Source organism: Pseudomonas sp. S49 (assembly GCF_009866785.1).
Lineage (GTDB): Bacteria > Pseudomonadota > Gammaproteobacteria > Pseudomonadales > Pseudomonadaceae > Aquipseudomonas.
Genome location: NZ_CP019432.1, coordinates 5,211,586 through 5,237,509, shown reverse-complemented (window position 1 = coordinate 5,237,509; position 25,924 = coordinate 5,211,586). Strand labels below are relative to the sequence as shown.

Here is a 25,924-nt window from a genome sequence, read left to right as displayed (position 1 = left end):
TTCCGAAGCTAAGGTGCGGCTCTGTGATGGAGCCTTGCATGGCGAACTGCGCATGTTTACCGAACGGATCGAACGGCATCAGCTGCCGTACTTCCTCAGAGTGTTCAATACCGTCACCGACAAACCGATCGGCTTTCTGGGTAACGTCTCCGAAGACGGGCTGATGCTGATCAGCCAGTTGCCGATGATGGTGGGCGTGGACTTCCAGCTACGCCTGAAAATCCCCGCCAGCGATGGCTGCCAGCAAGTCATCGACTTCACCGCGTGTTGCGTGTGGTGCCATGAAGACGCCACACCACTGCATTACGACGCCGGGTTCGTTCTGCTGCAACCGCCGGTGGAGTTTGGCCAGTTGGTGCAGGCGCTGCGGCAGTATTTCAGTTTTCAGCCGTTGCCGGCTTCGGCTTGATTCGATAGCGCCAAGTGCTGTGTGGGTATGTATCAAGCGTGCGTTCTCCGCTTGAGTAATTGTTTTCGCTATTGATACCGCGATTTTAATGTCAATAAGTTCTTGTTGACTGTCAGATCTGACAGTGGTCGCTCATCCCGCCATCCCGTAGTTTCGGTGCAAGTTTGCCTAATTGCGCAGGAGCACTGAAATGGACGACGAGATTGGAGAATCCGAGAGTGGGGATGAGCAGGAGAGCGAGAATAAAGCTCAGACCAACCGCTTACCGGACAAGTCTCTCGCTGATAAGGCCTCCTTCGTCGGTGTGGGCGAGGGCGAACAATATTCCGAAGTGTTTTGGGACAACGCTGTCACCACGACCCTTTATCAGATTCACCCACGCGTGCCGTCCCTGACAACCTTACTGGAATGTCAATACAAGTTTGACAGTGAGCATATTCATGTGAGGACCGTAAAGTACAAGATGACTACCCGCGGTGGGAACCGGGATCGCGCTAATATTGATGTGGTTCTTAAGGCTGGTGGATATGAGCGAAAAAACTCACCGGACACGATGAGGCAAGACGCACAGTGGCATAACTACGTAGTTACCCTGAGCGTGCCACTTGGTACGTATGACGTAGAAGTTTATCTGCAGATGCGTATTCAATATGACGGACCTGATAATGATGTCGAAGATTGGGAGGGTTGGAGTGATAAAATTATTCCTGCACGGACGCCTGTCATACAATCTCCGTTACCAAATACGCTTGTGACAATGCCTTTCCTGGTTAAGGGTAATGGCCATTGGCAGAAGGGGGCGATCCGTATACTTGGTCCGCGTGAAAATATCATTGGTATCGCCGCCCTGAAAGGTGATGGTAATTGGGAAGCTTCCATTTATTTGCCACTGGAGGACATGTCTTTTTATGCCAAGCAGGTTGTTGGCACTGAGATATCGGTTGCTTCCAATGTCGTCACGATACGAAAATCGCAGACTGCGATAACGTCACCCTTGGCAAATACATTGGTGAATCACTCTCAGTTGATTTTCAAGGGAATCCGTAACACGAAAGCAAAAATTTCGGTACAGGACGCGCGCAATAATAATGAAACGTTGACCGCAAGCGATAATTTCAACACCCTCACTTGGGTGCTTCCCCTTAAGTCAGGGAAGTTTCTCCCCTCCGGTAACTTTTTAGTTAGAGCGCAAAACGTTTCGGACGGTCAATACTCTTATTCAAACGAGGTGGCCTTGACGATGTTGGGTTTTCCCGCCATCGGCGATTCCGAACTTGTGCAAGAGGCGACTTTTGACCTTGAAGGCGATAATGGATTGCCTGGTGCCAAGGTCGAAGTTTTTGAGGATCTAACCCGCATCCCATTAGGTGTAAGTGACGTGCTGGCAAACAGTAATTGGCTCGTCAAGTTGAAAGGCTTGAAACCGGGTCCGCTCTCTCTTGTTGCTGAACAGACGCTCGTAGGTCTCTATTCCGAGTCAATCAAGGCCCATGCTTTCCGCATTCGTCCTCCCGAACTTGAAACGCCAAAGGTCGAATTTCCTGTCGCAGAAACAGTGCAGTTCTCCGGCACCGGCCACTACGACTCGAGACTCGCCACGCGGATCCGGTTCATCGTCAAAAGTTACCCAGACGTCACGCCACCGGATACGCCTTCCATCGTCACCGTGCGAAACGATGGTTCTTGGGACGTAACAGCAACAGGCTGGGGGCTGGGCAAGTATACAGTCCAGGTTGTGCAGGAGATCGCGGACAACGACAGTGGCTGGATCGAGTCGCAGCCCCGTGAATTCAGGATCAACAACGACATGCCGCCTGTCACCGATGTGGATTACACCAAGGACTACCAGCCAACTTTCAGCGGCAAAGGTTACAACGGGGCTACCGTCTCGCTCAAAGACTCGGGCGCAAACGAAATTGCACCAAGCGTGGAGGTCCGCAATGGCCAATGGTCGAGCCGGGCACTGGAGCCATGGGGGCCAACCAACCAGCGGAAAGTTCACATTACCCAGAGTCTGGGGGACCATTCATCAAAACCACCCTGTGAATTGCTCGTGTCGATACCGCCCCTGCCACCAACGGTGGAGAAACCACCTGAGGAAGGCTTGAAACCAATGTTTCGTGGCACTTGTATAGAGGGCGCCACGGTGAGCATCACCTTTAGCGGTAACAACACTTTCTATTCCGGGATTGTGGTCAAAGGCACATGGACGTTCCAGCGTCCTGTGGCGTTCCCCGCTGATATTGCCCAAACGATCCTCGTCACCCAGAAATTTGTCGAGCAGCCCTCGGATCCGCAGTCCAGAGATTTCACGGTTTATCCGGTCATGCTCAAACCGGTCATCACCCACCCGGCCGAGAGTGATGTAGGGGCGGATGTGGATATCAAAGGCAACGACGGCGTGAGCGGGGCCACGATGCAGTTGTACGAGGCGCAGTTTCAACAAAAAGTGGGAGATCCGCTGCTCTTGGGCGAGGACGGTGAATGGGAAATTCGACTGACCGGTTTGAAATTCGGCCCGTTCACGATCTACGCGAAACAGGAGCGCAATGGGCGTTCGTCCGAAGAAAGTGAACGTCGTAGCTTCAACGTGATGGTGCCGACGCCGAAAATCACTACGCCAGGTGCAGACGGCAAGCTAACTCGCACGGAGATACTTCGAGGCACTGGTCTGCCTTCCGCGCGGGTCGAGATCTGGTTCGAGGGGGCTGACGAACCGTGGTTGAGCGATATTCCAGTGAGCGCAGGTCGTCTTTGGCAAGGAACAGTGACGCAGCCTGTGGGCACCTACACGATCCGCGCCCGGCAACTTTTTACAGACGGTAACGTTACACACAAGTCCAACTTCACGGAAAGTCTGACCTACGACGTGACCCCGGCAGCGCCTACTATCGAGACCCCGATCGAAGGCGAACACGTCGGCCGGAAGGTGGTCGTGTCAGGTTTCGGTATTCCGGGTGACACCGTTACGGCGATGTTGGGGATCGCCTCGAATAGCGCGCTCGTGCAGGAGGATCGAACCTGGTCGGTCGCAGTGGAGGCTCAGGCTGACGGCAACCTGGTTCTGGAGGTGAGAGCAATGCTTGATGGCTTCGAGTCGGAACCTGCCACGAGCAGTGTCGTGGCGGGCGTGTACTTGCCCATCATCACGGAGCCGGCAGAAGGGCGTTGGGTGCATGATCCGGTGGTCTTTGCCGGCACGGGCGAGGAAGGCATCGGGCAAGTCACGAGCTGGTTCAACACGGAGTTGAAATGGACGCCGTTGCTGACCGTTGAAGCAAAGCAGTGGCGTGGCGCATCCGGGGAAGTTCTGCGACCCGGCGGTAATTGGTGCCGGTTCCGGCAAACTCTCACACTGGGCACAAGGTTGTCTGATTGGGCGAACAGTGCACGCTTCGAAGTCATGCCGATTCCCGGCGCGATATCCAGTCGAAAAGATCCGACGAGCGGTTAATAAACCTGTCATTTCTGACAGTAGACGTCTAAGGCAATTCAGCGCCAAATCGATCTGAACAAATGGGCTGCCTGACCACTATGTCGGGCAGTTCAGGCCAGCTCTCGCCTCAAGGAATCTGATCATGGCTGATCCGCGCCGTCCCGGTCTGCAACTCTACGAACAGTTGTTTCCCGATGAGACATACGCTCAAGACGCTGGTTTGCAACAGCTCAAAACCTACCTGAAAGATGGCGGTTCAATTTTGCCGTTGGTGGAAAAAGGCGTGGCGCACCTGAGTAGCAAATATCAACTGACCCAGACGGACGCCCAGCAGTTTTTGCGGCGTGCCAACAGCATGGCCACGTACCTGAGCCGTGAGTATATCGAGGAGCAACTGCGCGATGGCGATGGCGTGTCCGGGCCCTCGAGTGGATTGTTGTCAATGGGAGTTGGTCCGCAATATGAGCGGCTGTTTCAGACCGGCTTCAACAAATTGGCACCACCGGACTCTTTGGAGTCCCTCATATCCCCGGTGGCCTACCTGATCTTTTTATTGCTCTGGATTCAAGACCGCATCGAGCCTGCAGCGGACGAGTCGAGCTTCCCGCTTAAAGGGCGTCGTGCTGATCTGATGGACCTGTCCGTGGATTTCAATGCAGTGTTCCGGTCGGTGTCCGCGGTGGACATCATTGTCTCGGTGCTTGAGCGTTTCATTACGGAACATCCGATAGGAGAACCGCCGAGAAAGACAATCGAAGAGGTTTTGATTGACGCACGTTACCCCAATGGTCTGCCTTACTATCAACACTGGGTCACCCTTGACGGAGTTGCGCAACTCAACAACTTGTCAGTGGGTGATTTTGCGCACACGGTTCAGTTGGCCTACCCCTATTTTTTGAAAACCGAGACCTGGTTCGATGATGCCGAACGTGCGCTGGCGCATTCCTCGCGATTTGGACCGTATCAACGCACCGTGTTAACGGAACCTGCTGTCAAGTTTGCGGACCTTAGCGCGTTTTATCGGGATAACTACGGTGAAGACATAGAGGAGGGGCCGGGGGCGTATCAGAATCTGAGTCAGATCCCGCACTTCGCTGAACGCACAAAGCTAGACACACTGGCGATTGAACGTTTGCTTTCCGTTCGCGATTTTGCACCGCAGCTTTCGCCCAATTTCAAGTACGTTGAAGATACGTCCACGCAGCCGGAAAGCGGACGATCGGGGTCGATTTACATCAATGCCAATACTTACCCAGGCGTAAGTATCACCCTTGCGGATGATGACGTTCCAGCGGCAATCCATCGGTTGTCCATTGTCGCCAGCGATGAGGCGGGGCTTGCCGCCTTCGACCGAATGAACCGCATGGTGCGCCTGTGCAACTGGATGGAACTGCCCAGTGATCAGGTAGACGCCTTGCTGGCTGCAGCGATCAGGGCGGAAGGACGCGGCGGTGCGGATAACACGCAATGGTGGATAACTGACAATGTCGTACACGCCCTCGGGCTGTTCCAGACGTTGCGCGAACGCTACAACTGCACGGCGGCGGACTTCGCGGTGTTCATCGACCAGTTGGGCATCTACGGGCGCGGCGAAGCGTTATCGCAATTCGATCAGGTGTTCAACCGTCAAGCCAGCTATGGCGAACCTTTGTTGCTGGATAATGGTGAGTTTCCGGTGATACCCGCACCGGGCGAGGTCAATCTGACTATCAGCCAATTGTGCAGTGGCCTGGGGATTGATACGCAGACTTACCAGTATCTGGCTTCGCAAGTGGCCAAGGCTCACAACATCAGTGACAACAAGTTCAAGCGCAGCCTGCCGATTCTTTCCAGCTTTTATCGACTGGTGCGCTTGTCCCGATTGCTGAGCATCACCCCGGTCGAAGGCGTGCTGATGCTGCTGCTGACGGGTGGAGAAGACTGGCTCAATGGTCTGGCCGGTATTCCGAAAATCGACTCGACCGACAGCAAGACAGCGGACGTTCTGAACATTATCGACGCCCTGCAATCGTGTGTGCGGTGGTGCGAGCAAAGTAACTTGCCGGTGCTGTGGGTGTTGCAACACGCGGCAGCCCCTCAACCTGCCCGCGAGGCGTCCGAGCAAGACCGGCAACTGTTTGAGCAGATACGCAATCTGCTGCCGACGGCGCAGTTTTCCAATGCGGCCGTTCTGATGGCCGGTTTGCCGCCTGCCGGTGCCGCCAGCTGGCTGGACTTTCTGGTGGCGAATCCCGATGGGTTGAAGGATGTTGTCGATGTCGATGGGTTAGTGCTGGCGCCGAAAGGGACGCTCGAACAGTACCTGATTGATGCGCAGAAAAGGGTGGAGTGGGCCATTGATCAAGCGCTCGGTTCCCTGGAACCAGAGTTGCGCACAAGTCTGGCCAACACCCTGTTGAAAGTGCTGCTGGATGCCAGGGATGCCCAGGTGTCATTGGTCAAGGAAACCCTGGCGGTTTATGCCGGAATCGGACCGGATCAGGCAATACCGGTGCTGAACTGGGCCAACAAAACGGTTTACCAGTTTTTGCGCGAGGTGAAAACACGTATCGATTCGAGCACCGAGCAATCCAGCCGCACCCCGGATTCCGATGTGTTGCTTTTGCTGTTGGCCGACGTTCGGCGTCGCAGCGAGGTGGTTGCAACGCTGGGTCTGAGTGCAGTCCTGCTGCAGGATTATCTGGATTACGGTTACCGCGCCTGGATGGGGCAGACCAGCCAATATGCACTCACGATCAATACGCTTTACCACCTGACCACGCTTACCCGGGCATTCAGTATGAGCTCGCTGCCGGCGCAAAAGCTGCTCGACTACCTGCGCGAAGTCAACTCGCTGGAAACCTTCCTCGGCGAGCATGCGCAGCGGCTGGCGCATCAGGCTTCTACTATCCGATTGGCCGAGTTTTTCGACTGGAGCGTGCAGGAGGTGCGTGAATGCATCAATCGCATGGATTCAGAGCGACCGATTCTGAGCAATCTCAGCCAACTGGCTCTGCTTATCCGCGTTCGTGAGATGTCGGCGAAAACCGGGATGGACGCGCTGACAATTTTCCTGATGGGCGATTTGTCTGAAGAGGTCGACACGAAGGCCTATGCCGATGCCGCCGAGTTGGCCTTGCTCAGCCAATCCGAAGCGCGTGCGCCGCTTGCTCAAGTGCCGGGGGATCTGCGGCAACTTGTGACGATGAGTGTCGCTGTGAGCCCCACCGAGATTGTCGCCGGTTCCGGCGAAACCGCTACTTACACGGTCAAGCTCACAGATCCGACAGGTCCCGAACCAAAACCCTTGAGTGGCATCCGGGTGCATTTTCGCGCCAGCCTGGGCGATATCCGAACCGGCCATACCAATCCCGACGGAGTGCTCGAGGCCATCTACACGCCTGGCACCAGAATGGGGGAGGACGTACCTGTTTTCTGGCTGGACCTGTTCGAACCTGAAAATGCCTCGAAGATCATCCTCACCTCCGACGAGAAGACTCTGGAATTTGTACTGAAACTGAAGTCGCCGGTGCCATCGGGCGTCGTCGCACGGGGCCAGGAAGTCGAGCTCTACGCCACGTTGATGGATCGTTTTAACAACCTTGGTGCAAACGAGCTGGTGAACTGGTTTGTCGAAAGGGGGGCAGGAGAAACAGCCAGGGTGATTCTCAGGGGACAACAGGACCTTACCAATCAGGAAGGGCTCACGCGGGTGTTCGTTTCCAGCGACACAGGGGGCACATTCGCGCTGAGTGTGCTTAGCCAGCGTAGCAAGCAAAAAGCGATCTTCGATGAGATTACGTTCGAGGGGGGGGGGCGACCAACGTGAGATGACCTCCATCCACCGTCTATTCCCATCGAGGAGCAAGGATCATGGCACTGAATCATATTGGCGATCTGCAGGAAAAACGGCGTTCCGCTTTGCTTGAATACTGCATCGGGCACGCCAGCCGGGAGAAATACTCCTTTGTGGAAACGCCGGCAGGCTTGTTCGAACTGCTGTGTATGGACCCGCTGGAAACTTTCGCAGTGAAAAGCTCTTGGGTGGCCGAAGCGACCAGTTGCGCCCAGCAGTACATTCATCGGATATACCGCAATCTTGAGCGCGGCTACGACAAGCATCAGTTTTCCGCCAGCGATCTGAGCGAGTGGGAATTGTGCAGCAACTATTCCGATTGGGCTGCGGTGCAGTTGATCAGGCTCTACCCGGAAAACTACATCAACCCGTTTGTTCGCCAACGCAAGACCAGCCTGTTCAAGGCCCTCGAAAATGACCTGAACCACACCCGCTTGAATGACGACTCCGTGCTGGCTGCCTTGCATAATTACTTGCAAAGGTTTGAGCAGACCTGTGATCTGGATGTGCTGAGTTGCTACATGGACGGTCCCACGCCTGACCGCGCCGACTACTACTTTGTCGGCCGTGAGCGGGTGCCGCCTTTCCAGTACTTCTGGCGCAAAGCCGAGATCGAGCTCACGCCGACCTGCGTCGCGGTCAATCCGGCTGCCTGGGGTGAATGGCAGGCAGTGGAAATTCAGCCGGCGCATCGGGTGCTGGATATACGCCCGGTGTTCTGGAACGGACGGTTGTGCCTGGTCTGGGCCGAATGGAGAGACAAAGTAGAAGGCAAAACAGAAGACGAAAGCATCCGCGAAAGCATCCCCGAAAGACTCGACGTCAACCTGTCCTTCATGAAGCAGAACGGTCAATGGTCGGCGCCGCTGAGTCTATACGGCGCGCAAGCCGCGGAAGGCGATGACCAGGATTTTCACCTGATTGCTTCGGTGTGGATCGATGGGATGTCTCCCAAGGGGAAGCTGGGGGTGTCGATCCCGGTAAAGGACGCGGAACAAGCATCGGATGCATCAGACGTGACACGCAGGATTTACGACGTACTGCTACGCCCCGACCTCACTGACGCAGGTGGCTGGCTGGATAGCGCCAGGGAACGCTTCAAAACTCCGGAAACGGTGCAGCATTCCTTCAATTACCAGGTCCCGATGACCAGCGTTGAAAAGCCTGAAGGCACAATGTCGTATTTTCTCGATCTTCAGGCTACAGCCCAACGTGTAGGCGAAAAGGATGTACTGATCGTCAATGGGCTTTGCAGACCTACGGCGCTGCCCCCTGGCGTTTCTGAAGTGTTCGAATTGAAGCTGCTGAACGGCACGGTGGCGGATCCCTCTTTAGAAGAAACGCATTCGCAAGCCGGAGGCTGGACCACGGCCTCGTTGAGGTTCGAACGTGACAAAGGTTCATGGCCGCCAGACACCACGTTAGCGTTAACCGCAGAAACGACCGGGTATGGCGGCAAGGAGTTCAAACTCCAGATCGGCAACCTGACGAACTTCACTCCGCCAAAGCTGGTAAAAAACATCACCAATGCGGCGCAGTTTCTGTCTTATGAGTTGCCGGAACCGTACCTCAATTACAGCCGCCTGAACTCACAGTTCGGTCCTGAACTGGTGCTGCGCTCCAATCGCTCCGTGGAGGCCGTACTCGACTGGGACACGCAGTTCCTTCCGGAACCACCGCCGACCGGCGCTCAGATTCACGAACCCAACGGCGCCTTCGATGGCGCCAACGGTCTGTTCTACTGGGAGTTGTTTTTCCATTTGCCGCACCTGGTGTACACCCGCATGCGCGATGAAGAACGTTTTGTCGAAGCGCAGAAATGGTTGCATTTCGTGTTCGACCCGCAAGCCATTGCAGACACCGCCAGAGCCGTTCCCAAAGTGTCGTACTGGCGCTGCCGGCCATTGGCAAACGAAGCCGGCAATCCCGGCTGTGAGGCGCTGGCCCCCGCCGATCCGGATGCGATTGGCTATTCGACACCCAAGCACTTCAAGATTTTGATGTTCTGCGACTACGTAAAAAATCTGATGATCTGGGGCAACTGGTATTACCGGCAACTGACCCGCGACAGCCTGGTGGCGGCCCGCTTGTGTTACGTGCAAGCCGAGTTCCTGATGGGCCCGGCGCCTTTGGCCCGTGCGGTGAACCGTTGGCAGACCGCCACGGTGGGAAGCCTTGTGGATGCAAGCCGCCGCCGTCCGGCGCTGGAGGCGTTTGAACAGACGCATGTCTTCAGTCTGGCGGATGTCCCCGCCGGGTCCGATATTGCGGCGAGCCTTGGTCTGTTGTCTTCCGGGCCGTTCAGGATTCCGATCGATTCGTCGCTGGTGGATTTGTTTGCGGCCCCCGGCCGGCGTTTGCACAACTTGCGCAACAACCTCACCCTCGATGGCAAGCCGCTGGATATCCCGCTATTCAGCCCGCCCTCCGACCCGAACGAGTTGCTGCGCTTCCTGGCGTCGTGTGGTGTCGGTGGGCCACGGCCGATGGGCGGCCGGCTGGTCGTCGGCGCGTTCCGCTGGCGTGCCGTTCACGAAATTGCATTGCGTGCGGTGCAGGTGCTCCAGGATTTCGGCACTCAAGTGCTCAATCTGCTCGAACGACGTGATCGTGCCGAGCAGGAAGAATTGCAGCAAACGCATTTGGTCGAACTGGGCAATTACGCGCAAACCGTGCAGGAGCAGTCCATCGCTCAACTCGAGGCTGGCGTCACGGCGCTTGAGCAGAGCCGGGTCGTGGCGCTACAGCGCGCGGATGCGTACGCGCAGCGCTATGACGAGAACGTGTCGGCGGTAGAGTATCAGGTGATGGCGAGCCTGAAAGGGTCGAAAACACTTGCCTTGACCGCCAAAGTCCTCAAACCCACCGGGGCGGTTATCGCGGCGCTGCCGAAGATTTTTGGCATGTCCAATGGCGGTATGAAGCCTGAAAATGCAATCGATGCCGTGTGCTTCGGACTGGAAATCGCTTCGTCGATGCTGCAAATCGACGCCGACGATCAGGCCACTACTGAAGGCTACCGTCGCCGTCGTAACGAATGGGGACTGCAGCGTGATCAGGCCTTGGCCGAGGTGGACGCCCTCAACGCGCAGATCGAGGCGCAGCGCCATGCGGTCAGCGCCGCTCGCTCAAACCTTGCCCAAACCCTGCGGGCCAACGCTCAGGCGCTGACGATTTACAGCTATCTGAAAAATCGCGCGGGTAATGCCGAACTGTTCGGCTGGATGCTTGGCCAGCTCAAGGCTTTGCATTATCAGGCATACGATGCCGTCATCAGTTTGTGTCTCAGCGCCCAGGCATCGATGAATGCCGAAACCGGTGATTACGACACGCAGATTCCGTTGCCACAGGTGTGGCTGGATCAGCGTCATGGTTTGACGGCAGGCGAGCATTTGCGTGCGCACTTGCTGCGTATGGAGCGCGAATATTTACAACGCTACGAGCGGCGACCGGAATTGGTGAAAACCATTTCCCTGCGCGAGTTGTTCAACGACGAGTTCGACCCGCAGCCAGGTGTCGACAGTTGGGAGACTGCGCTGGGTCTGCTACAGAGAGACGGCACGCTGGAGTTCCAGCTGACTCAGTTGCTGTTCGATCGTGATCATCCGGGACTCTTCTGCCGGCAGATCCAGTCGGTGGAAATCGACCTGCCGGTGCTGACCGGACCGTTCGAGGATGTGCGGGCCGTCTTGCTGCAGATCGAAAGCAAGACGGCGACCCGTGCTACCACGCAGTCGGTGCAGTACTTGCACAACCCCGGGAAAGTGGCGCCGAGCGATGTGTTGATCAACTTGCGCAGCGGCCAGCAGATCGTCCTCTCGGCAGGGATTGCCGACAACGGTCTGACGGCCATGAAGCCCGATGATGGCTTGCTCAATCCATTCGAATACACGGGTGCCGTGTCGAAGTGGCAACTGTCTTTTCCCTGGCATGGGAAGCGGCCGCAGGCAGACATGCTGCGCTCCATGACCAACGTCATCGTGCGTGTCCGCTACAGCGCAAAGATCGGCGAGACGACCTTCGCCAGCAAAGTCAAAGACCTGGTCAACGAAGCTGAAACTGCCTGGCGCAACCGGCAAGTCAAAGGAGCGGGTAATCATGAGTGAACTGATCATTCAAGCGGACCAGAGTCTGATACTCAATGGTGATTTCCTCGAAGGGACAAGGGGCTGGACAAAGATCGGTTCTGCAGTCGGCACGGTGGAAGATGAGTATGTCACTGGCGAGCGGATCACACTTTTGCATCTTGCTGAAGAAAGCTGGGTCAGTCAGGAATTTGATGTCCCCAAGAAACCCGCCGATCAAGCGCAATATCGACTGAGCTTCGAGTGCGAGACGATCCACGAGCAGTCGGGCTGGCTACGGATTTTCAACGGTAAGCAGTTGATTGACGAAATAGAGCTGATACCCAAACCTGACCGCAACCTTGAGCAGGATCTGGCCCGGTTGGCAGCCGGACAACCTTTGATTTTTGATCCGGATCCATACGTACAAACGCTGAGTGCATTGTTCGAGGCTGGCGATAAGCTTCGCATCGAGATCAGAAGCCCGCCGAACGAAGAAAACGACAATTATTCGAAAGTCCGGATTGCCCGTATCGACCTCCAGTTGTATTTGGATAAGTTGAAGCTGAAAACAGTGAAACTCGATAAACAAGTGCTGGGCGAAGGTGGCACGCTTTACCTTTGCATGGGAGCAACAGACAGCGACTCACATGATTTGACCTTCGAGCCAGAGCCGGGCAACGCCTGGGAGAATACCGAGGCCTCGTTGATGCTTGTCGATAATCCACAGAAAGCGATTGGTGTCATGCCGGGCCCGGAGATAGACCAGTTGCTGACAGAGCACTGGTTGCTCCACGCTCCAGTGGTGCCTGGCAAGGACTGTTATCCGTTAACGGTGAACCTGCACAGCCGCTACAACGCCGAACCTTTTACGATCGACGCATCGCTGGGCCACCACCGTCTGAAGTTTCGCGAGAGGCTGGACGCTGCGTATTACCCGATACTGAAACACGGGCAGAGCGTGCGTCTGGGGGTGCAAGTGGCGTCTTATTACACCAATCAGAGCTTCGCAGGCCTGACGGTGAACTGGTCGACGGCAGAGCACGTGTTTTCTGCCAGTGTTTCGGATGAACATGGCTGGGCCTACTGCGACTTTCAGCCGGAGACGGCGGGAGACGCGCACATCGTGGCCTCGGTCACGAGTCGATATTATGCCAGTGGCGTTTACACGGAATCGTTCACAGTACGGGTACTGGAAACTGATCCGTGGGACGAACTGCTTGCCGTTGTCGATGGGCAAGAGACCGCTTGGGATTCGCAAGGCTATCCGAACCGTGACAGCCGCCATGACGTTCAGGTACGACTGCCTGCCGATGGTTCTTTACTCGGTACCCGGCTGTCATTGCACTGGAGTGGCGATGATCACGGACAGCTCGGTGTGGACATCAGCCCGGAGCTTGAAAGCGCAGTGCCCGTCACAGAGCGGGATATGGTCTGGACGCTGGCTAGCGGGGGGGACCTTGACGGTAAATTCACACTATCACTGGTCTGCTCGGACTTGCTGCTGCCGTCCCCGGGCAGACCGATGTCGCTGGCGCGCAACCGGGTCAGGATCGGTGAAGTGCACGAAGCCAACAAATGCCCCGTGGTCGATGAGCAGGAAAGTGTGTTGTTGCGCTTGCAAGTGTTGCATGAGACGGCATTCGGTGACGGTGATCCGGTTCGCAACGCGTCGGTCGAATGGCACACGCCGCAAGGCGTCATTACTGCCTGGAGCGGCGATGGTGGTTGGGCGAGCGTGCTCTATACGCCGATTGAAGCCGGCAATCTGAAGGTCACGGCTCACGTCAAGGCGCACTCGGAATCCGTGCCGATCACCCGGCCGTTCGACGTCCGGGCGCTCGCTTCCAGTCCCTGGAAAACCGAGGTCGAGATCCTGCTGGACGGGGAGATTGTCAAGCGTAATACGCTCGGAGTGGTCTGCCGAAGAGGACATTCGCATACCCTGATCGTCAAACCCGTCGAGGAAAGTTCCTGGCTTGATAAAAACATCAGCTTGCACTGGCGGGGCGATGATCCCGGTATCGGTCTGCAGCTCTCGGAGCCGGGAGTAGGCAAACCCTTGTCGAAAGAAGGCGTGCAATGGACGCTGAGTTCAGCGGCGGTCAGCAGCATCAGCAGTCTGTTTGAGCTGGAACTGCATCTGGAAAGTGTCGAGGTTGTCCGGGAGTTGTCCGGGCGCTTGCTTTCTGCTCAGTTGAGTACGGAATTCAGCTTTCTGCTGGATCAGATTCGGGCTGAGCCGGACGAACAAGCGCTGTATCCGTGTCTGGGGGCCACCCACAGCTTCAATGTAATGCCTGGCGCATTGAGCCCGCTGGTGGGTTTGCAGGCCGTGCTGACCCGCTCCGACGCCCCGATTGATGCCTTGGGCGCTCCCGTTGTATCGACGCTGGATACTTCAGAAACGTTGACCGACGGCGGCGCTATCTGGACGCTGGACTTTTCTGCAAGCGAGCAACCGGCTCGCTTCGAGCTGGTCGTTGCCTTGCCCGAACTGGATTTTGTCGCTCCTGCCAAGCCCATGGTGTTGGCTCATAACAAAGTAAGGATTCACGCTGTGCGCGAAGCAGCCGTGGATCCGGTCGTCGCTACGGCCGGATCCACGGCTCCTGCCTGGCTTTGGGTTCAGGTGTATTCGCATTTTACCCAGCGCCCGGTGGAACAGGTTCCGGTGAATTGGTGGGACGGCGTGAATAGCCCGACCACGTGGACCGATTCAGAGGGCTGGAGCGGTTTTGGTTTTCGGCCGCTTGCCGGCGGCACGCATTCGGTTATTGCGCTGGTAGACAGCTACTTTGACGGCAACGAAGACAGTCGCATGGTAACCGTCAATGCGCTGGAAACAGACCCGTGGGCGGGTTTGATGGTCAGTTTTGACGGCAAACGGGAACAGCCATGGGGTGAAAGAACCTACTTCCCGCGTCATAACGGGCAGCACCGGATTGACCTGAAAGTCCCGTCCGACAGCGATTTGCTGAATTACGGTCTGGCGTTGGGAATGACGGGAGCCGGGCCAGGGGAGCTGGGAATGCGCTTCGATGAACCCAAGCTCGGCGAATTCAGGCGTTTCAACGAAGAAGAGAAATTAACCTTCAACTATTACTCGGTCGGTAACGCGAAGAACGGCAGCTTCGGGTTGTGCTTTGCGTCCGAACGGCTGGCGAGCCTGTCTCCCGTTAATGCGATGTCTTTGGGAGAGGGCGCGCAGGTAGTGAAAATTGCCGAGCGTTCGCGAATCAGCCAGACCTTGTTGTGGGGCGAGGCGGTTTCGGAACAGATCACCATTGTTTCAGTCATCAGCGGCAGACCGATGGCCGGGGTGATCGTGACATGGTTCAGCCCGGATCTTGGTGAAGTGACAACCACCACCAATTACTACGGTGTGGCGCGCGTGCGGTTTGTACCGACGACACCTGGTGCATTTGAGCTGACCGCAACGGTGGGCGAGGCACTGCATTCGGAGTCCATCGCCATACCGCTTTACCTCAATCAACCTCGGCAAATCCTCTCGCTCACCAGCCCCAAGCCCGGTGGTCACCTGGGCGAGCGGGTTTCAGCGACCGTCAACGTAGTGTCGGCCTTGACCTCTGAGCCTTTGGAGGGGGTCGAGGTGCAATGGGAATACCCGACATTGAATCTTGCTCCCACTACTACAGATGTCGACGGGAACGCACGGATAGAGTTCAGGATGCCTGGCCTTAGACGTGGCTGGCTGGATGCTTATGTCCCGGGCGGATACAGCGGCTGGGAATTCAAAACGCTCGAATTTGAATTGGTGCCAACAAATGTCTAAATCTATTGATTCCAATACTTGGCTGCAAGAATTCATCCCTCTCGTTAATGGCCAAACAGTCGAATGGGATGAGGTGAAACTGAATCTGATGAAGGGTGAAACCTGCACAGTGGGGCTGCACTATAAATACAGTTGGTTGATTGGCACGGACGAAGGCTTTCTTGCTTTGGAGTGCAAGTCGGGCACGGAGCGGGGTTTGATTTTTGATCCGCCGTTGGGACAGGAATGTGAGATGGCTGAGGGCACTACCTCATTGAATTGGCGTATCACGAGCGACTCATCTGACATCGGTCTTTTTGAATTGCAGTTCGCGCTTCCAAAGTATTCTGAGCTATCGAAGTCACCGTTAATACCGGGGCGATTGATCAGTAACTGGTCAGACGGCTTCATTCCGTACATCAATGGGCAGCCCGTCGATTGGCCAGATGTGAAGCTGGACTTGTTGGTAGGACAGACCCGCACGTTGAGGCTGAACTATGAAAATAGCGATTTGGTAGGGAAGCCCGATGGCTTCCTTGCTTTGGAATACAAGCAAGGTGCAGAGGGGCGAGGGCTGGTTTTTGATCCGCCATTGGGCCAACCGTGCGAGATGGCAGAGGGCACGCAGTCTTTAAGTTGGGTTATTTCGAGTGACCATGCTGATATCGGTGGTTTTGAGTTGCAGTTTGTCCTGCCGAAATTTTCTATGGCTTCGGAGTCGCCGTCATTGCCATCAAGAGTGATAGGCCACGACGAACTCATATTTATGTTCGATACGTTCCTCATCAAGCCTCGCCAGAGCAGTTTGCGTACAGAGCCCCTTTCCTCTTACGAGGTTTCTTATCCATGTCTCGGCGCCGTACATAATCTGCAGCTGTCTTTGAAGCCTGACTCTCCATTGATCGGGCGCCGTGCGAAGCTGATATGGAGCGGTGAGCCCCATGATGTTCTGGGCGTCGAGATTACACCGGGTCTTCAGGATGTAATTGAACTTGATCAAACGGGGGTGTCCTGGAAGCTGGATTTTAGCAAAGCTACCAAGCAAGCACTGATCTACCTCCAATTGCAAGTTCTGGATCTTGAATGGGTCTCGGAAAGATTGCCTTTGGATTTGGGTCATAATTTGGCGACTGCAACAAAGAAACAAGCTGATGGCAGCTTTGCCTATGCTATATCCGCTACTTCGGTCCATCTAAACAAGCCGGCCCCCGGTGTAGTTATCTGGGTAACATGGTCGAGCGGCGAGCAATATATTGTTACCGGAGTGGATGGTAATGTAATTTGGGAGCATTTCTTCACGGATCTGAGATTCAGAGTCTGGAATAGATATAACTCTACTTATGTGAATGTGTAGCGTAAGTCAGTAGTTTTCGAAACCGGTTAGCTCCATTTCGTCGCATGCAATTAACGGCGGTTACTATGGATGTAGCGGGTGGGAATTAAAAACTCTCGAATTTGAATTGGTGCCATCAAATGTCTAAATCTATTGATTCCAATACTTGGCTGCAAGAATTCACCCCTCTCGTTAATGGCCAGAAAGTCGACTGGGATGAGGTGAAACTGAATCTGATGAAGGGTGAAACCTGCACAGTGGGGCTGGACTATAAATACAGTTGGTTGATTGGCACGGACGAAGGCTTTCTTGCTTTGGAGTGCAAGTCGGGCACGGAGCGGGGTTTGATTTTTGATCCGCCGTTGGGACAGGAATGTGAGATGGCTGAGGGCACTACCTCATTGAATTGGCGTATCACGAGCGACTCATCTGACATCGGTCTTTTTGAATTGCAGTTCGCGCTTCCAAAGTATCCTGAGTTATCGAAGTCACCGTTAATACCGGGGCGATTGATCAGCAACTGGTCAGACGGCTTCATTCCGCTCCTCAACGACCGGCAAGTAGAATGGCCCGAAGCCAGACTCATTTCAATGATGAGGCGGATATACACACTGACGCTGAGTTACGAAAATAATCTTCTCATTGGTGATCCTTCCGGCTTTGTTGCTCTGGATTACGTACCAGGCGCAGAGGGCAGGGATCTGGTTTTCGATCCGCCGTTGCGGCAGTTGTGCGCGATGGAGGAGGGAACTACTTCATTGAGCTGGCAAATCACGATCAGCCCCACTGATATCAGTCTTTTCGCTTTGCAGTTTTCCCTTCCCAAGTTACCCGACGTATCGAAATCACCGGTCATACCTGGGCGTTTAATCAGAGATTGGTCAGACGGTTTCACACCTCTGATCAATGGCCAGCCGGTCAGTTGGTCTGCACTCAAACTGGATTTAATGGTGGGAGACACCTGCACGCTGACCCTTGAGTATAAAAACAGTGGACTGATTGGTGAGCCCGATGCCTTTCTTGCTCTGCAATACGCACCGGGCTCAGAGGAACGGGGGCTGGTATTTGATCCACCCTTGGGGCTGCCGCGTGCGATGGCTGTGGGGACAACGTCATTAAACTGGCTAGTCACTAGCGAACAAGCGGATGCCGGGCATTTCGCGTTGCAGTTTGCTCTTCCCAAAATTCCCGAACTAGAGGCGTCGCCGTCATTGCAGGGGCGTTTGATTGAACACTGGTCAGATGCTTTCGTCCCACTCGTTAATGGACAGCGGATGGAATGGCCCGATGTGAAACCGGACTTGATGGTCGGGCAGACCTGTACATTGACCCTGAGTTATGAGGACAGCATTTTAATTGGTGATCCGGGTGGCTTTCTTGCTCTGGAATACACGCCTGGTGCAGAGGGGCAAGGGTTGGTTTTTGATCCGCCATTGGGTCAACCGTGTGCGATGGCGGATGGGACGACCTCGTTGAGTTGGGTTATCACGAGTGATCAGGCCGACAGCGGTACTTTTGAATTGCAATTTTCCTTGCCGAAATTTCCAGAGTTTTCGAGTTCGCCATCGTTTCCAGTCAAAGTGATAAGTCACGATGAGCTTGTTTTTGTGTTCGATACGTTTCCCTTTAAATTTCCCGAAGGTGCCAATCCCTGTCACGGCGCCACGCATACTCTGTATCTATCGTTGGAACCTGACTCTCCCTTGGTTGGTCGCCGTGTAAAACTCATATGGGAAGGCGAGCCTCCTGACATTCTAGGTGTTGAGGTTACACCTGGTCTGGAGGTAATACATCAACTTGACCAGCGAGGGTTGTCCTGGAAGTTGGACTTCAATAAGACCTCTAAAAATACGGAGTTTTTTTTGAAACTGGAGATTCAGGATTTTGATTGGGTTTCATCGGATTTGCGGATGTCGTTGGGCCATAATCTGGTCACTGCAACTAAAAAACTAATTCAGGATGGTCATGGTTCCAAGTATGTTATTAGCGCTACTTCGGTTTTCCTGGATCAGCCCGCCCCCGGCGTATTTATCGCCATCACTTGGCCGGAGGGGGCTGATTTTACGCATACCCAGGCAGATGGTACTGCGACCTGGCCGCTTGGGACGCAGACTTTAAACTTTAGGGTTGTAAATAGTTATGATGGTACTTTTATAGACTTGTAGCGGGTTGTTGGAAGTTGACGTGTGCGCCCCCTCTGAGCATGGAGTTCGTCACGCTCTGCGTCATAAAGTGCCAGCTGTTTTCCAGGTTAGATATCGCGTTACCATTTCAGCCCCTAGCTCCAAAGGCCGAACATCCACCACCGGAACCCCATGAGCACTCAACCGCTCATGGAGTTCTGCCCGTTCGTTCAGGTAATTCACCGTCCCGCAATAAGCTAGCGCTTCGGGCAAGTTTTGCACCGCTCTTTGGCGTATCGAATCCAGCGCCTCCTCGCGCAGGCTTGCCACCAGCACCCGATGTTGCGCACTCAGGCGTCTAACCGCGCTCAACAGTTCATCGTCATCTTCATCACGCAAATTGGTCACCAGCACCACCAGTGCCCGGCGCTTTTGTCGGGCCAGCAGTTGATTGACGGCAGCCTGATAATCGGCGGGACGCTGAGTGCTCTCAAGGTCATAAACCGCATTGAGCAGCACGTTCAGTTGGCCGCTACCTTTGACCGGCGCCAGATAGCGCGGCTGCTCGCCGGCAAATGTGCTCAAACCCACCGCATCGCCCTGACGCAAGGCCACATAACTGAGCAGCAAACAGGCATTGAGTGCGTGATCGAAGTGCGACAGTTCATCTTCCTGGCTGCGCATGCGCAGGCCGCAGTCGAGCATGAAAATGATCTGCTGATCGCGCTCGTCCTGATACTCGCGGGCAATCGGCGTGCGCTGGCGCGCGGTGGCTTTCCAGTCGATCTGGCGCAGGCTGTCGCCTTCGCGGAATTCGCGCAGTTGATGGAATTCCAGACCCTGACCGCGACGTTGCCGCTGGCGTACGCCGAGCTGGCTGAGCCAGTTGTCCACAGCCAGCAGTTCACCGCCGTAGAGCCGGGCGAAGTCGGGATAGACGCGGGTCTGGTCGCTGACGCTGAGCAGGCGTTTGCCTGACCATAATCCCAAGGGGCTGGGCAGGTTGATTTCGCAGTGGACGAAGCTGAAATGACCGCGTTTGAGCGGGCGCAGGCGATAGCCGAGCAGGCTGCGCTGGCCCGGTTGCAATTCAATGGAGAGCGGCAGGTGTTCGAAGCTCAAGCCTTCCGGTGGGTGGTCGAACAGTTCAATGTTCGTCGGCGCAGTAAAGTCATGTTCGACTTCCAGGTGCACCTCGCCCCAACGTCCGAGGGCGAGACTACCGGGCATCTGACGTGTGATGCGCGGCGTCGGCAGACGTTTGAGGCGCAGCGCATCCAGCACCGCCAGGGCCAACAGTGCCAGCAGCAAACCCCAGTTGATCGAGATCAGACTGGCCGGGATATCGGTCTCCAGTGCCCGCAATGTCCCCAGCACAATGCCGATGACCAGCAGCACAGCCAGCCAGATCAACAGCAGGCGTGAGGGTTTCACAGACGCGGCGCCGCAATCTGGTCGAGCAGTTGCTGGAGCACCTGATCGACCTGCAAACCTTCGATGTCCAGCTCCGGGGCGATGCGCACGCGATGGCGCAGCACGGCCAGCGCGCAGCCCTTGATGTCATCGGGAATCACAAATTCGCCGCCACGCAACAATGCGCGGGCACGGGCGCAACGCACCAAGGCAATCGAGGCGCGTGGTCCGGCGCCAAGGGTCAGCCCCGGCCAGGTGCGCGTGCTGCGCGCCAGGCGCACGGCGTAGTCGAGGACCTGGTCGTCCAGCGGCAAATCACTGGCGATGCGTTGCAAGGCTTGCACGTCCTTGGCTTGCAACACGGTGCGCAGCGGTTGCACATCGAGCATGTCGGCACGGGTCGAGCGACAGACCTGACGCACCATGTTCAGCTCCTGATCGGCGTCGGGGTAGTCCATGCGGACCTTGAGCATGAACCGGTCGAGCTCGGCTTCCGGCAGGGGATAGGTGCCTTCCTGTTCGATCGGGTTTTGCGTGGCCAGGACCATGAACGGTTGCGCGATGGGCAGGGCGCGACCTTCGAGCGTGACCTGACGCTCCTGCATCGCTTCGAGCAAGGCGGCCTGGGTTTTCGCCGGTGCGCGGTTGATCTCGTCGGCCAGTAACAGATTGGTGAACAACGGGCCTTTGCGCAGTTTGAACTGCTCGGTTTGCAAGTCGTACACCGCGTGGCCGGTGACGTCGCTGGGCATCAGATCCGGAGTGAATTGAATCCGCGCGAACTCGCCACCGAAGCAGCGGGCCAGTGCACGTACCAACAAGGTCTTGCCCAGCCCCGGCACGCCTTCGAGCAGCACGTGGCCACCGGCGATAAGTGCTGTCAGCACGTCGTCGATCACCTGATTCTGGCCGATCAAGGCCTTCTGCAATTCGCCGCGCACCGCTTGCGCCAACTGGCTGGCACGCTGACGTTGCTGGGCGGCGTGGCTGGCGCTGCCGGGCTCGATCTGTTCGGTCATAGCGTGTTCCTCAAGGTTTGCAGGTGGGCGACCTGGCGGCAAAAATCGGCGCTGGAGATCCGCCGGTTCGGCACCGGGCTCAGGGCCTGGCTGATAGCGCGGGTGGGTTGCCGGGTCAGGCGCGACAACGCCAGCCATTGTTCGGCAACGTTCAATTGGTCAAAGCCGGGATGGCGACGGCGGGCGCGGCGCAGCACATCCTGTTGCAGGGCTTGCAGGAGTGCCTGTTGGCCGTTGTGACGCAACAGGAAATCGGCGCTGGCACGCAGGTGTTCCTGCAACTGTCGCCGCCCGCTCGGGGCCGGCGTCTGAAGTGGTCCATGGCGCACACCGACATGCCACAGCCAAAGAGCGATCAACGCCAGCAGGGCAACGATGGCTTGCGGGAAGTAGCGCCAGAGCAAGGTCAGCAGGCCATCGTGCGCGGTGTTGTAGATCAAGGTGACGTCGGTGTCGGCGCTCAAATACCAGAGCAGCCAGGCATTGTCGTATTGGCTGATGCTTTTGTTCTTCCACAATTCGGCGTCGGTGACCACGGTGATCGTGCCAAGGCTGTAGGGCAGCTGCATCATGTGCGTGGCCTTGGCACTGTTGGCCCAGGCTTGTGCGAGGTTCTTCGGGTCGTCGAGGTGGAAGTCGGTGTCGAAACCGGCGTAGGCCGGTGCGTCTTCGTCTTCCAGATAGAGTTTGGTCAGTTTCGGGAAGCGCTCTGGTTCGACGTCCGCAGGTAAGTCTTTCAGATCCTTGCTCAGGGATTGATGCAGTTGCACCCGGTCGAGCAACAGGTCGTTGCTCTGTCTGGTCTGCTCATCCCACAGTGATTCGGCGACGAATACCAGGCGCCCGCCGGCGCGTGCCCAGTTCAATACCTGATCGACCTGACGCGGGGTCATTTGCGAGCGGTCGTTGAACAACAGCAATGTATGACGGCGTGGGTCGATATCGGGGAGCACCGCGAGGCTTTCGGCATGGCCGACATTCAGGCCGCGCTCGCGCAAAAACAGCTCGGCTGCCAGATAAGGATTGGCTTGCGCGGCGGGTGAGGGGCCGTGATCTATTTCTTCCTGATAAGGCTTGGCCTTGAGGTAGAGGAAAACGCTCAACGCGCCCAGCAGCAGGGCGACCAACGCAGCGACCCACCATCCCGTGCGGCGACTCATCGGACGGCTCCGGGGCCGAACAAGGCGCGCCAGCCATCGCACAATTCCTGCTGCAGAGGCGCCGCTGGCACGCGATGCCCGTAGGCCATGTTCTGCCAGTGGACGGTCAGGCTGCGGCTGAAGGCGAGCAGTTCGGGACGTTGTAAATGCTCGATTTGCACGAGCACCTGGAGTTCGGTGTCGGCGGGCTTCAGGGTCAGATCGAAATCGTGGAGCAGATGGCTGAGCAGCCCTCGATAGAGCAGGCCCAACGCTGCACGGGGTTGGCTTTGCCAGAGTTGCTCGGCGCTGGCTGCGATGTCGTCAGGCAGGGTGTCGCGGTTCAAGTCCAGACCGAAGGCTTGCTGCGGCAACGCGCGTTTCGGTTTGGCAGGCAGTCTCGGGCGGCGACTGACGAAAGCTTGCAGGAACTCGCGATAACGCCAGAGCAGCCAGCCGATTGCCGCCAGGAGCGCGCCCCACAATAACACTTCAATGATCTTCGCCAGCAGATTGAGGTGTTGCCCGTCGAGCCAGCCCAGCAGGGTTTTCAACCACTGCGGCGCTTCACCCGGTGTTTGCGCTTCGGCAGGTTTCGCCGGGTCGTCGCCAAAGCGATAGCGGGTGACGGATTCCTTGTTCTTGAACGGCGGTTGTTCGAGCAACGCCTTGATGCTGTCTCGGGAGGCCTGACTGGTGAGCGGCTGATTCAACAGTCGCGGTGCCTGTGGACTGTCATCAGGCTCGGCTGCCCACGCCGAAGGCACATTCGGCAGCAGCAGACAGACTGCCAGCAGCACCCCCAATACACCGTTGTTCAGGCGTTGTCGCAAGCGGCGGAACACCAGTTCGATATCCCATGCTTCCAGCTGTGTGCGGCGGTTCAGATAAAGGCTGAAGCCACAGGCGACGTAGATCGGTTCCCACACCACCAGCACCAGCGCATAGAAAACATTGGTCAGGTGTTCGAGCCAGCGCCAATCGTGATCCGCCGCGAATATCAGCGATTGCCAGTCCCAATCCGTTTCGATCTGCTGTGGCAGCAACATGTAGAACAGCACCATCAGGCCGATCCACAACGCGGTCTCCAGATGCACGCCGATGAGGGTCAGCCATTGCGCGGCGCCGGCGTTGCGTTGCAGCAGCACCTGCAGGCGTTGTTGCCGGGCATTGCCGTCGAGGCCTTCGAGTTGCACCACCGGCAGCAGAAAGCTGCGGCTCAAACTCAGGCGGCGCCAGGTCAGGCTGGCCAGCAGTTGCGGTTTGAGCAGGCGTGGCCATTGGCGCAAGGCTTGTTTGAGTGTCGGCGTTTCGCCGAACAGCGCTTTCGACAGGATGTACAGCGGCAGGCGTTCGTACGCCGGTTTCAGCCACCAGAAGATAAACACCGCCAGTGACGGCGAATCCCAGAACAACAGGCTGAGCAAAGCGAACAGCGGCAAGGTGACGATCGCCCAACTGGTCATCAGCAGACGGCGATGTTGCTGGCTCATCAGCACGCCGAGGTCCATGGCTTCCCAGGTCGTGCGCGGACGGATCACCACGGTGGCGTCACTCAGGCGCATGGCGTGTCCTTCCGGCGAACAACAGATAGAGCGCGACCAATGCCCACAGCCCGGCGCCAACCAGATACTTGGTCAGTGGCGTGACACTGGTTTTCGATGACCAATAGGCTTCGATAAACGCGGCAATCAACAGGAACAACATCACCCCGCAGACCAGCAACACGCTCTTGCGCGCCGCCCGTTTCAGCGCTTCGCTGCGGCTCAGCCGTGCGGGTGCGATCAAGGCCCAGCCGAGTTCCAGGCCGGCCGCCCCGGCGAGGGCAATGGCGGTGAGTTCAAAGGCGCCATGGGCGATGACGAATGACCAGAAGGTCTGGCCAAAACCGATCTCGCTCAGATGCCCGGCGACCGCACCGATGACCATGCCGTTGTAGAACAGAAAGAACGCACTGCCCACGCCCATCAGCAAACCGCTGGCGAAGGTCTGAAAGGCGATGCCGATGTTGTGCATCACGTAGTAACCGAACATCACCCAGTCTTCGCTGGCCGCGCGTTCGGCGGGGCGCCCGAGGTGGCCGGCGACCGGGTCATACATGCCTTGCATCTCACGCACCTGATCGGCGGGGATCAGGTTGTAGACCAGTTCGGGAAACACATACACCAACACGCCGACGCTGATCAGGCTACCGAAGAACAGCAAAACCGCGGCCAGCACAAAAGGCCATTCGGCACGTACCAGACGCGGAAAGTCGGCGAGGATGAAACTCAGCAGGTTGGCGCCGAGCCGGCTGCGATGACGGTACAGCTGTTGATGTCCGCGCAGTACTTGTTGTTGCAGCGAATCAATGAGGAAACTGCTGTAGCCACGTTCCTGAGCCAATGCCAGATGTTGGCAAAGCCTGCGATAGGCCTTGGGAAAACCGCCGACTTGCGAGGTGTCCTTGCCACGTTCGAGGCGTTCGAGGGCCAGCGCAAAACGCTCCCATTCGGCCTTGTGACGCGTCTCGAAAAGGCTTTGTTTCATGTCGGGCCCAACAAACCGCGAGCAATGCCGTTGAGCTCAACGACTGCTTTGGGTGCGGAAATATGCAGTGGCTGGGCGAGCAAGGCAGCCAGCTCATTGACCCGCGCTGGCGATAATTCACCTTGGCGCTCGGCAAAGCCAAGCACGGCGCGTTGTTCCGCGAGAGTCAGGGTGACCGGCGATCGCCGGGGTTCGGCATCAGGCAGTTGCGGTCGGGTCAACGGGCGTTCGCTGTAGACCACCAGTGTGCCGGCCGCGATGTCGCCGAGGCGTTTGAAGGTCGGGTGTTGCAGGCAACTGAGCGCGCCGAGGAAGTAGCCGAAGGGCAGCAGATCGACAAAGCGCAGCACGTTGCGCAGCAGCGAGGCCGACCAGCCAATCGGTGTGCCGTCGTCGTGCACCACGCGCAGGCCCATCCACTGTTTACCCGGCGAGCGGCCTTGACGCAGCACTTCGAACAGCACCATGTACCACCAGCTGATCGCAAACAGCAGCAGCGAACCAAGACCCATACCGAGCTTGCCGAGAAACGCCAGCGCGATGAACAGCGCGCCCATGATCAGGCCGCGAATACCCAGATCGATGGCAAAGGCCACGGCACGCACCATCAACCCGGCGGGACGCAACGGCAGATCGATGCCTTCCGGCGTTTCGACCTGATGCCGCGTATCCAGCGGCGGGGCCAGCGGTGCTTTCCTTGGCGGTGCTGTGGGTTCGAGCATGGGCTACCTGATGTTCGCCTGTTCGGGGTACAAGTGAGGCCGATGCTAGCAGCCTCTCGGGGGGAAACGACATAACTATGTATTGCACAGTGATTGCCGCAAGGTGTTTGAATGTTTCAAGGCTGGC

Annotated in this window: 13 protein-coding genes; 7 read left to right on the top strand and 6 right to left on the bottom strand. The window is 56.9% G+C overall.

Going from position 1 to position 25,924, the window contains the following annotated elements; genetic code table 11:
* Positions 1–52 precede the first annotated feature (52 nt).
* The 7 genes from PspS49_RS23060 (at position 53) to PspS49_RS23030 (ending at position 19,017) form a co-directional block, all read left to right on the top strand.
* The gene (locus PspS49_RS23060) at positions 53–409 is read left to right on the top strand and encodes a PilZ domain-containing protein (protein WP_127929544.1); all 357 of its coding nucleotides are present in this window, start codon (positions 53–55) and stop codon (positions 407–409) included.
* Between the two features lie 190 nt (positions 410–599).
* Positions 600–3,863, top strand: coding sequence for a hypothetical protein (locus PspS49_RS23055; protein WP_160041597.1), 3,264 nt, complete (start codon positions 600–602; stop codon positions 3,861–3,863).
* Positions 3,864–3,987: 124 nt separating this feature from the next.
* Positions 3,988–7,653, top strand: a complete 3,666-nt coding sequence (locus PspS49_RS23050; protein WP_160041595.1) for a Tc toxin subunit A — start codon at positions 3,988–3,990, stop codon at positions 7,651–7,653.
* A gap of 44 nt (positions 7,654–7,697) precedes the next feature.
* The gene (locus tag PspS49_RS23045) at positions 7,698–11,786 is read left to right on the top strand and encodes a neuraminidase-like domain-containing protein (protein WP_160041593.1); all 4,089 of its coding nucleotides are present in this window, start codon (positions 7,698–7,700) and stop codon (positions 11,784–11,786) included.
* Positions 11,779–15,540 (top strand): hypothetical protein, encoded by a 3,762-nt coding sequence (locus PspS49_RS23040; protein WP_160041591.1) that lies wholly within the window; start codon positions 11,779–11,781, stop codon positions 15,538–15,540. The genes PspS49_RS23045 and PspS49_RS23040 overlap by 8 nt, the downstream gene beginning before the upstream one ends.
* Positions 15,533–16,873: a hypothetical protein gene (locus tag PspS49_RS23035; protein ID WP_160041589.1), complete on the top strand. Its 1,341-nt coding sequence runs from the start codon at positions 15,533–15,535 to the stop codon at positions 16,871–16,873. The genes PspS49_RS23040 and PspS49_RS23035 overlap by 8 nt, the downstream gene beginning before the upstream one ends.
* A 119-nt stretch (positions 16,874–16,992) precedes the next feature.
* Positions 16,993–19,017, top strand: a complete 2,025-nt coding sequence (locus PspS49_RS23030) for a hypothetical protein (protein ID WP_160041587.1) — start codon at positions 16,993–16,995, stop codon at positions 19,015–19,017.
* A 60-nt stretch (positions 19,018–19,077) separates the two neighbouring features.
* Here PspS49_RS23030 and PspS49_RS23025 read toward each other — a convergent pair whose 3' ends face one another.
* Genes PspS49_RS23025 through PspS49_RS23000 form a run of 6 tightly spaced genes read right to left on the bottom strand, consistent with a single transcriptional unit; the run spans position 19,078 to position 25,797 of the window.
* A complete protein-coding gene (locus PspS49_RS23025) occupies positions 19,078–20,409 on the bottom strand; it encodes a DUF58 domain-containing protein (protein WP_160041585.1) in 1,332 nt (443 codons plus the stop codon).
* Positions 20,406–21,407 carry a MoxR family ATPase gene (locus PspS49_RS23020; protein ID WP_141126337.1) on the bottom strand — a complete coding sequence of 334 codons (1,002 nt, stop codon included), beginning with the start codon at positions 21,405–21,407 and terminating at the stop codon, positions 20,406–20,408. Before PspS49_RS23020 ends, PspS49_RS23025 begins: the two co-directional genes overlap by 4 nt.
* On the bottom strand, positions 21,404–22,567 hold the full coding sequence (locus PspS49_RS23015) for a DUF4350 domain-containing protein (RefSeq protein WP_160041583.1): 1,164 nt from the start codon (positions 22,565–22,567) through the stop codon (positions 21,404–21,406). Before PspS49_RS23015 ends, PspS49_RS23020 begins: the two co-directional genes overlap by 4 nt.
* Positions 22,564–24,111 carry a DUF4129 domain-containing protein gene (locus PspS49_RS23010; protein WP_160041581.1) on the bottom strand — a complete coding sequence of 516 codons (1,548 nt, stop codon included), beginning with the start codon at positions 24,109–24,111 and terminating at the stop codon, positions 22,564–22,566. The genes PspS49_RS23015 and PspS49_RS23010 overlap by 4 nt, the downstream gene beginning before the upstream one ends.
* On the bottom strand, positions 24,098–25,075 hold the full coding sequence (locus tag PspS49_RS23005) for a stage II sporulation protein M (protein WP_160041579.1): 978 nt from the start codon (positions 25,073–25,075) through the stop codon (positions 24,098–24,100). The genes PspS49_RS23010 and PspS49_RS23005 overlap by 14 nt, the downstream gene beginning before the upstream one ends.
* Complete coding sequence (locus tag PspS49_RS23000; RefSeq protein ID WP_160041577.1) at positions 25,072–25,797, bottom strand: RDD family protein; 726 nt, start codon at positions 25,795–25,797, stop codon at positions 25,072–25,074. The genes PspS49_RS23005 and PspS49_RS23000 overlap by 4 nt, the downstream gene beginning before the upstream one ends.
* Between the last annotated feature and the right edge of the window lie 127 nt (positions 25,798–25,924).

What these genes read in the sequence shown, in the direction of transcription:
- PspS49_RS23060 (WP_127929544.1), top strand. Translation starts at nt 53, where the DNA reads ATGTTTACCGAACGGATCGAACGGCATCAGCTGCCGTACTTCCTCAGA.
- PspS49_RS23055 (WP_160041597.1), top strand. Translation starts at nt 600, where the DNA reads ATGGACGACGAGATTGGAGAATCCGAGAGTGGGGATGAGCAGGAGAGC.
- PspS49_RS23050 (WP_160041595.1), top strand. Translation starts at nt 3,988, where the DNA reads ATGGCTGATCCGCGCCGTCCCGGTCTGCAACTCTACGAACAGTTGTTT.
- PspS49_RS23045 (WP_160041593.1), top strand. Translation starts at nt 7,698, where the DNA reads ATGGCACTGAATCATATTGGCGATCTGCAGGAAAAACGGCGTTCCGCT.
- PspS49_RS23040 (WP_160041591.1), top strand. Translation starts at nt 11,779, where the DNA reads ATGAGTGAACTGATCATTCAAGCGGACCAGAGTCTGATACTCAATGGT.
- PspS49_RS23035 (WP_160041589.1), top strand. Translation starts at nt 15,533, where the DNA reads ATGTCTAAATCTATTGATTCCAATACTTGGCTGCAAGAATTCATCCCT.
- PspS49_RS23030 (WP_160041587.1), top strand. Translation starts at nt 16,993, where the DNA reads ATGTCTAAATCTATTGATTCCAATACTTGGCTGCAAGAATTCACCCCT.
- PspS49_RS23020 (WP_141126337.1), bottom strand. Translation starts at nt 21,407, where the DNA reads ATGACCGAACAGATCGAGCCCGGCAGCGCCAGCCACGCCGCCCAGCAA.
- PspS49_RS23015 (WP_160041583.1), bottom strand. Translation starts at nt 22,567, where the DNA reads ATGAGTCGCCGCACGGGATGGTGGGTCGCTGCGTTGGTCGCCCTGCTG.
- PspS49_RS23010 (WP_160041581.1), bottom strand. Translation starts at nt 24,111, where the DNA reads ATGCGCCTGAGTGACGCCACCGTGGTGATCCGTCCGCGCACGACCTGG.
- PspS49_RS23005 (WP_160041579.1), bottom strand. Translation starts at nt 25,075, where the DNA reads ATGAAACAAAGCCTTTTCGAGACGCGTCACAAGGCCGAATGGGAGCGT.
- PspS49_RS23000 (WP_160041577.1), bottom strand. Translation starts at nt 25,797, where the DNA reads ATGCTCGAACCCACAGCACCGCCAAGGAAAGCACCGCTGGCCCCGCCG.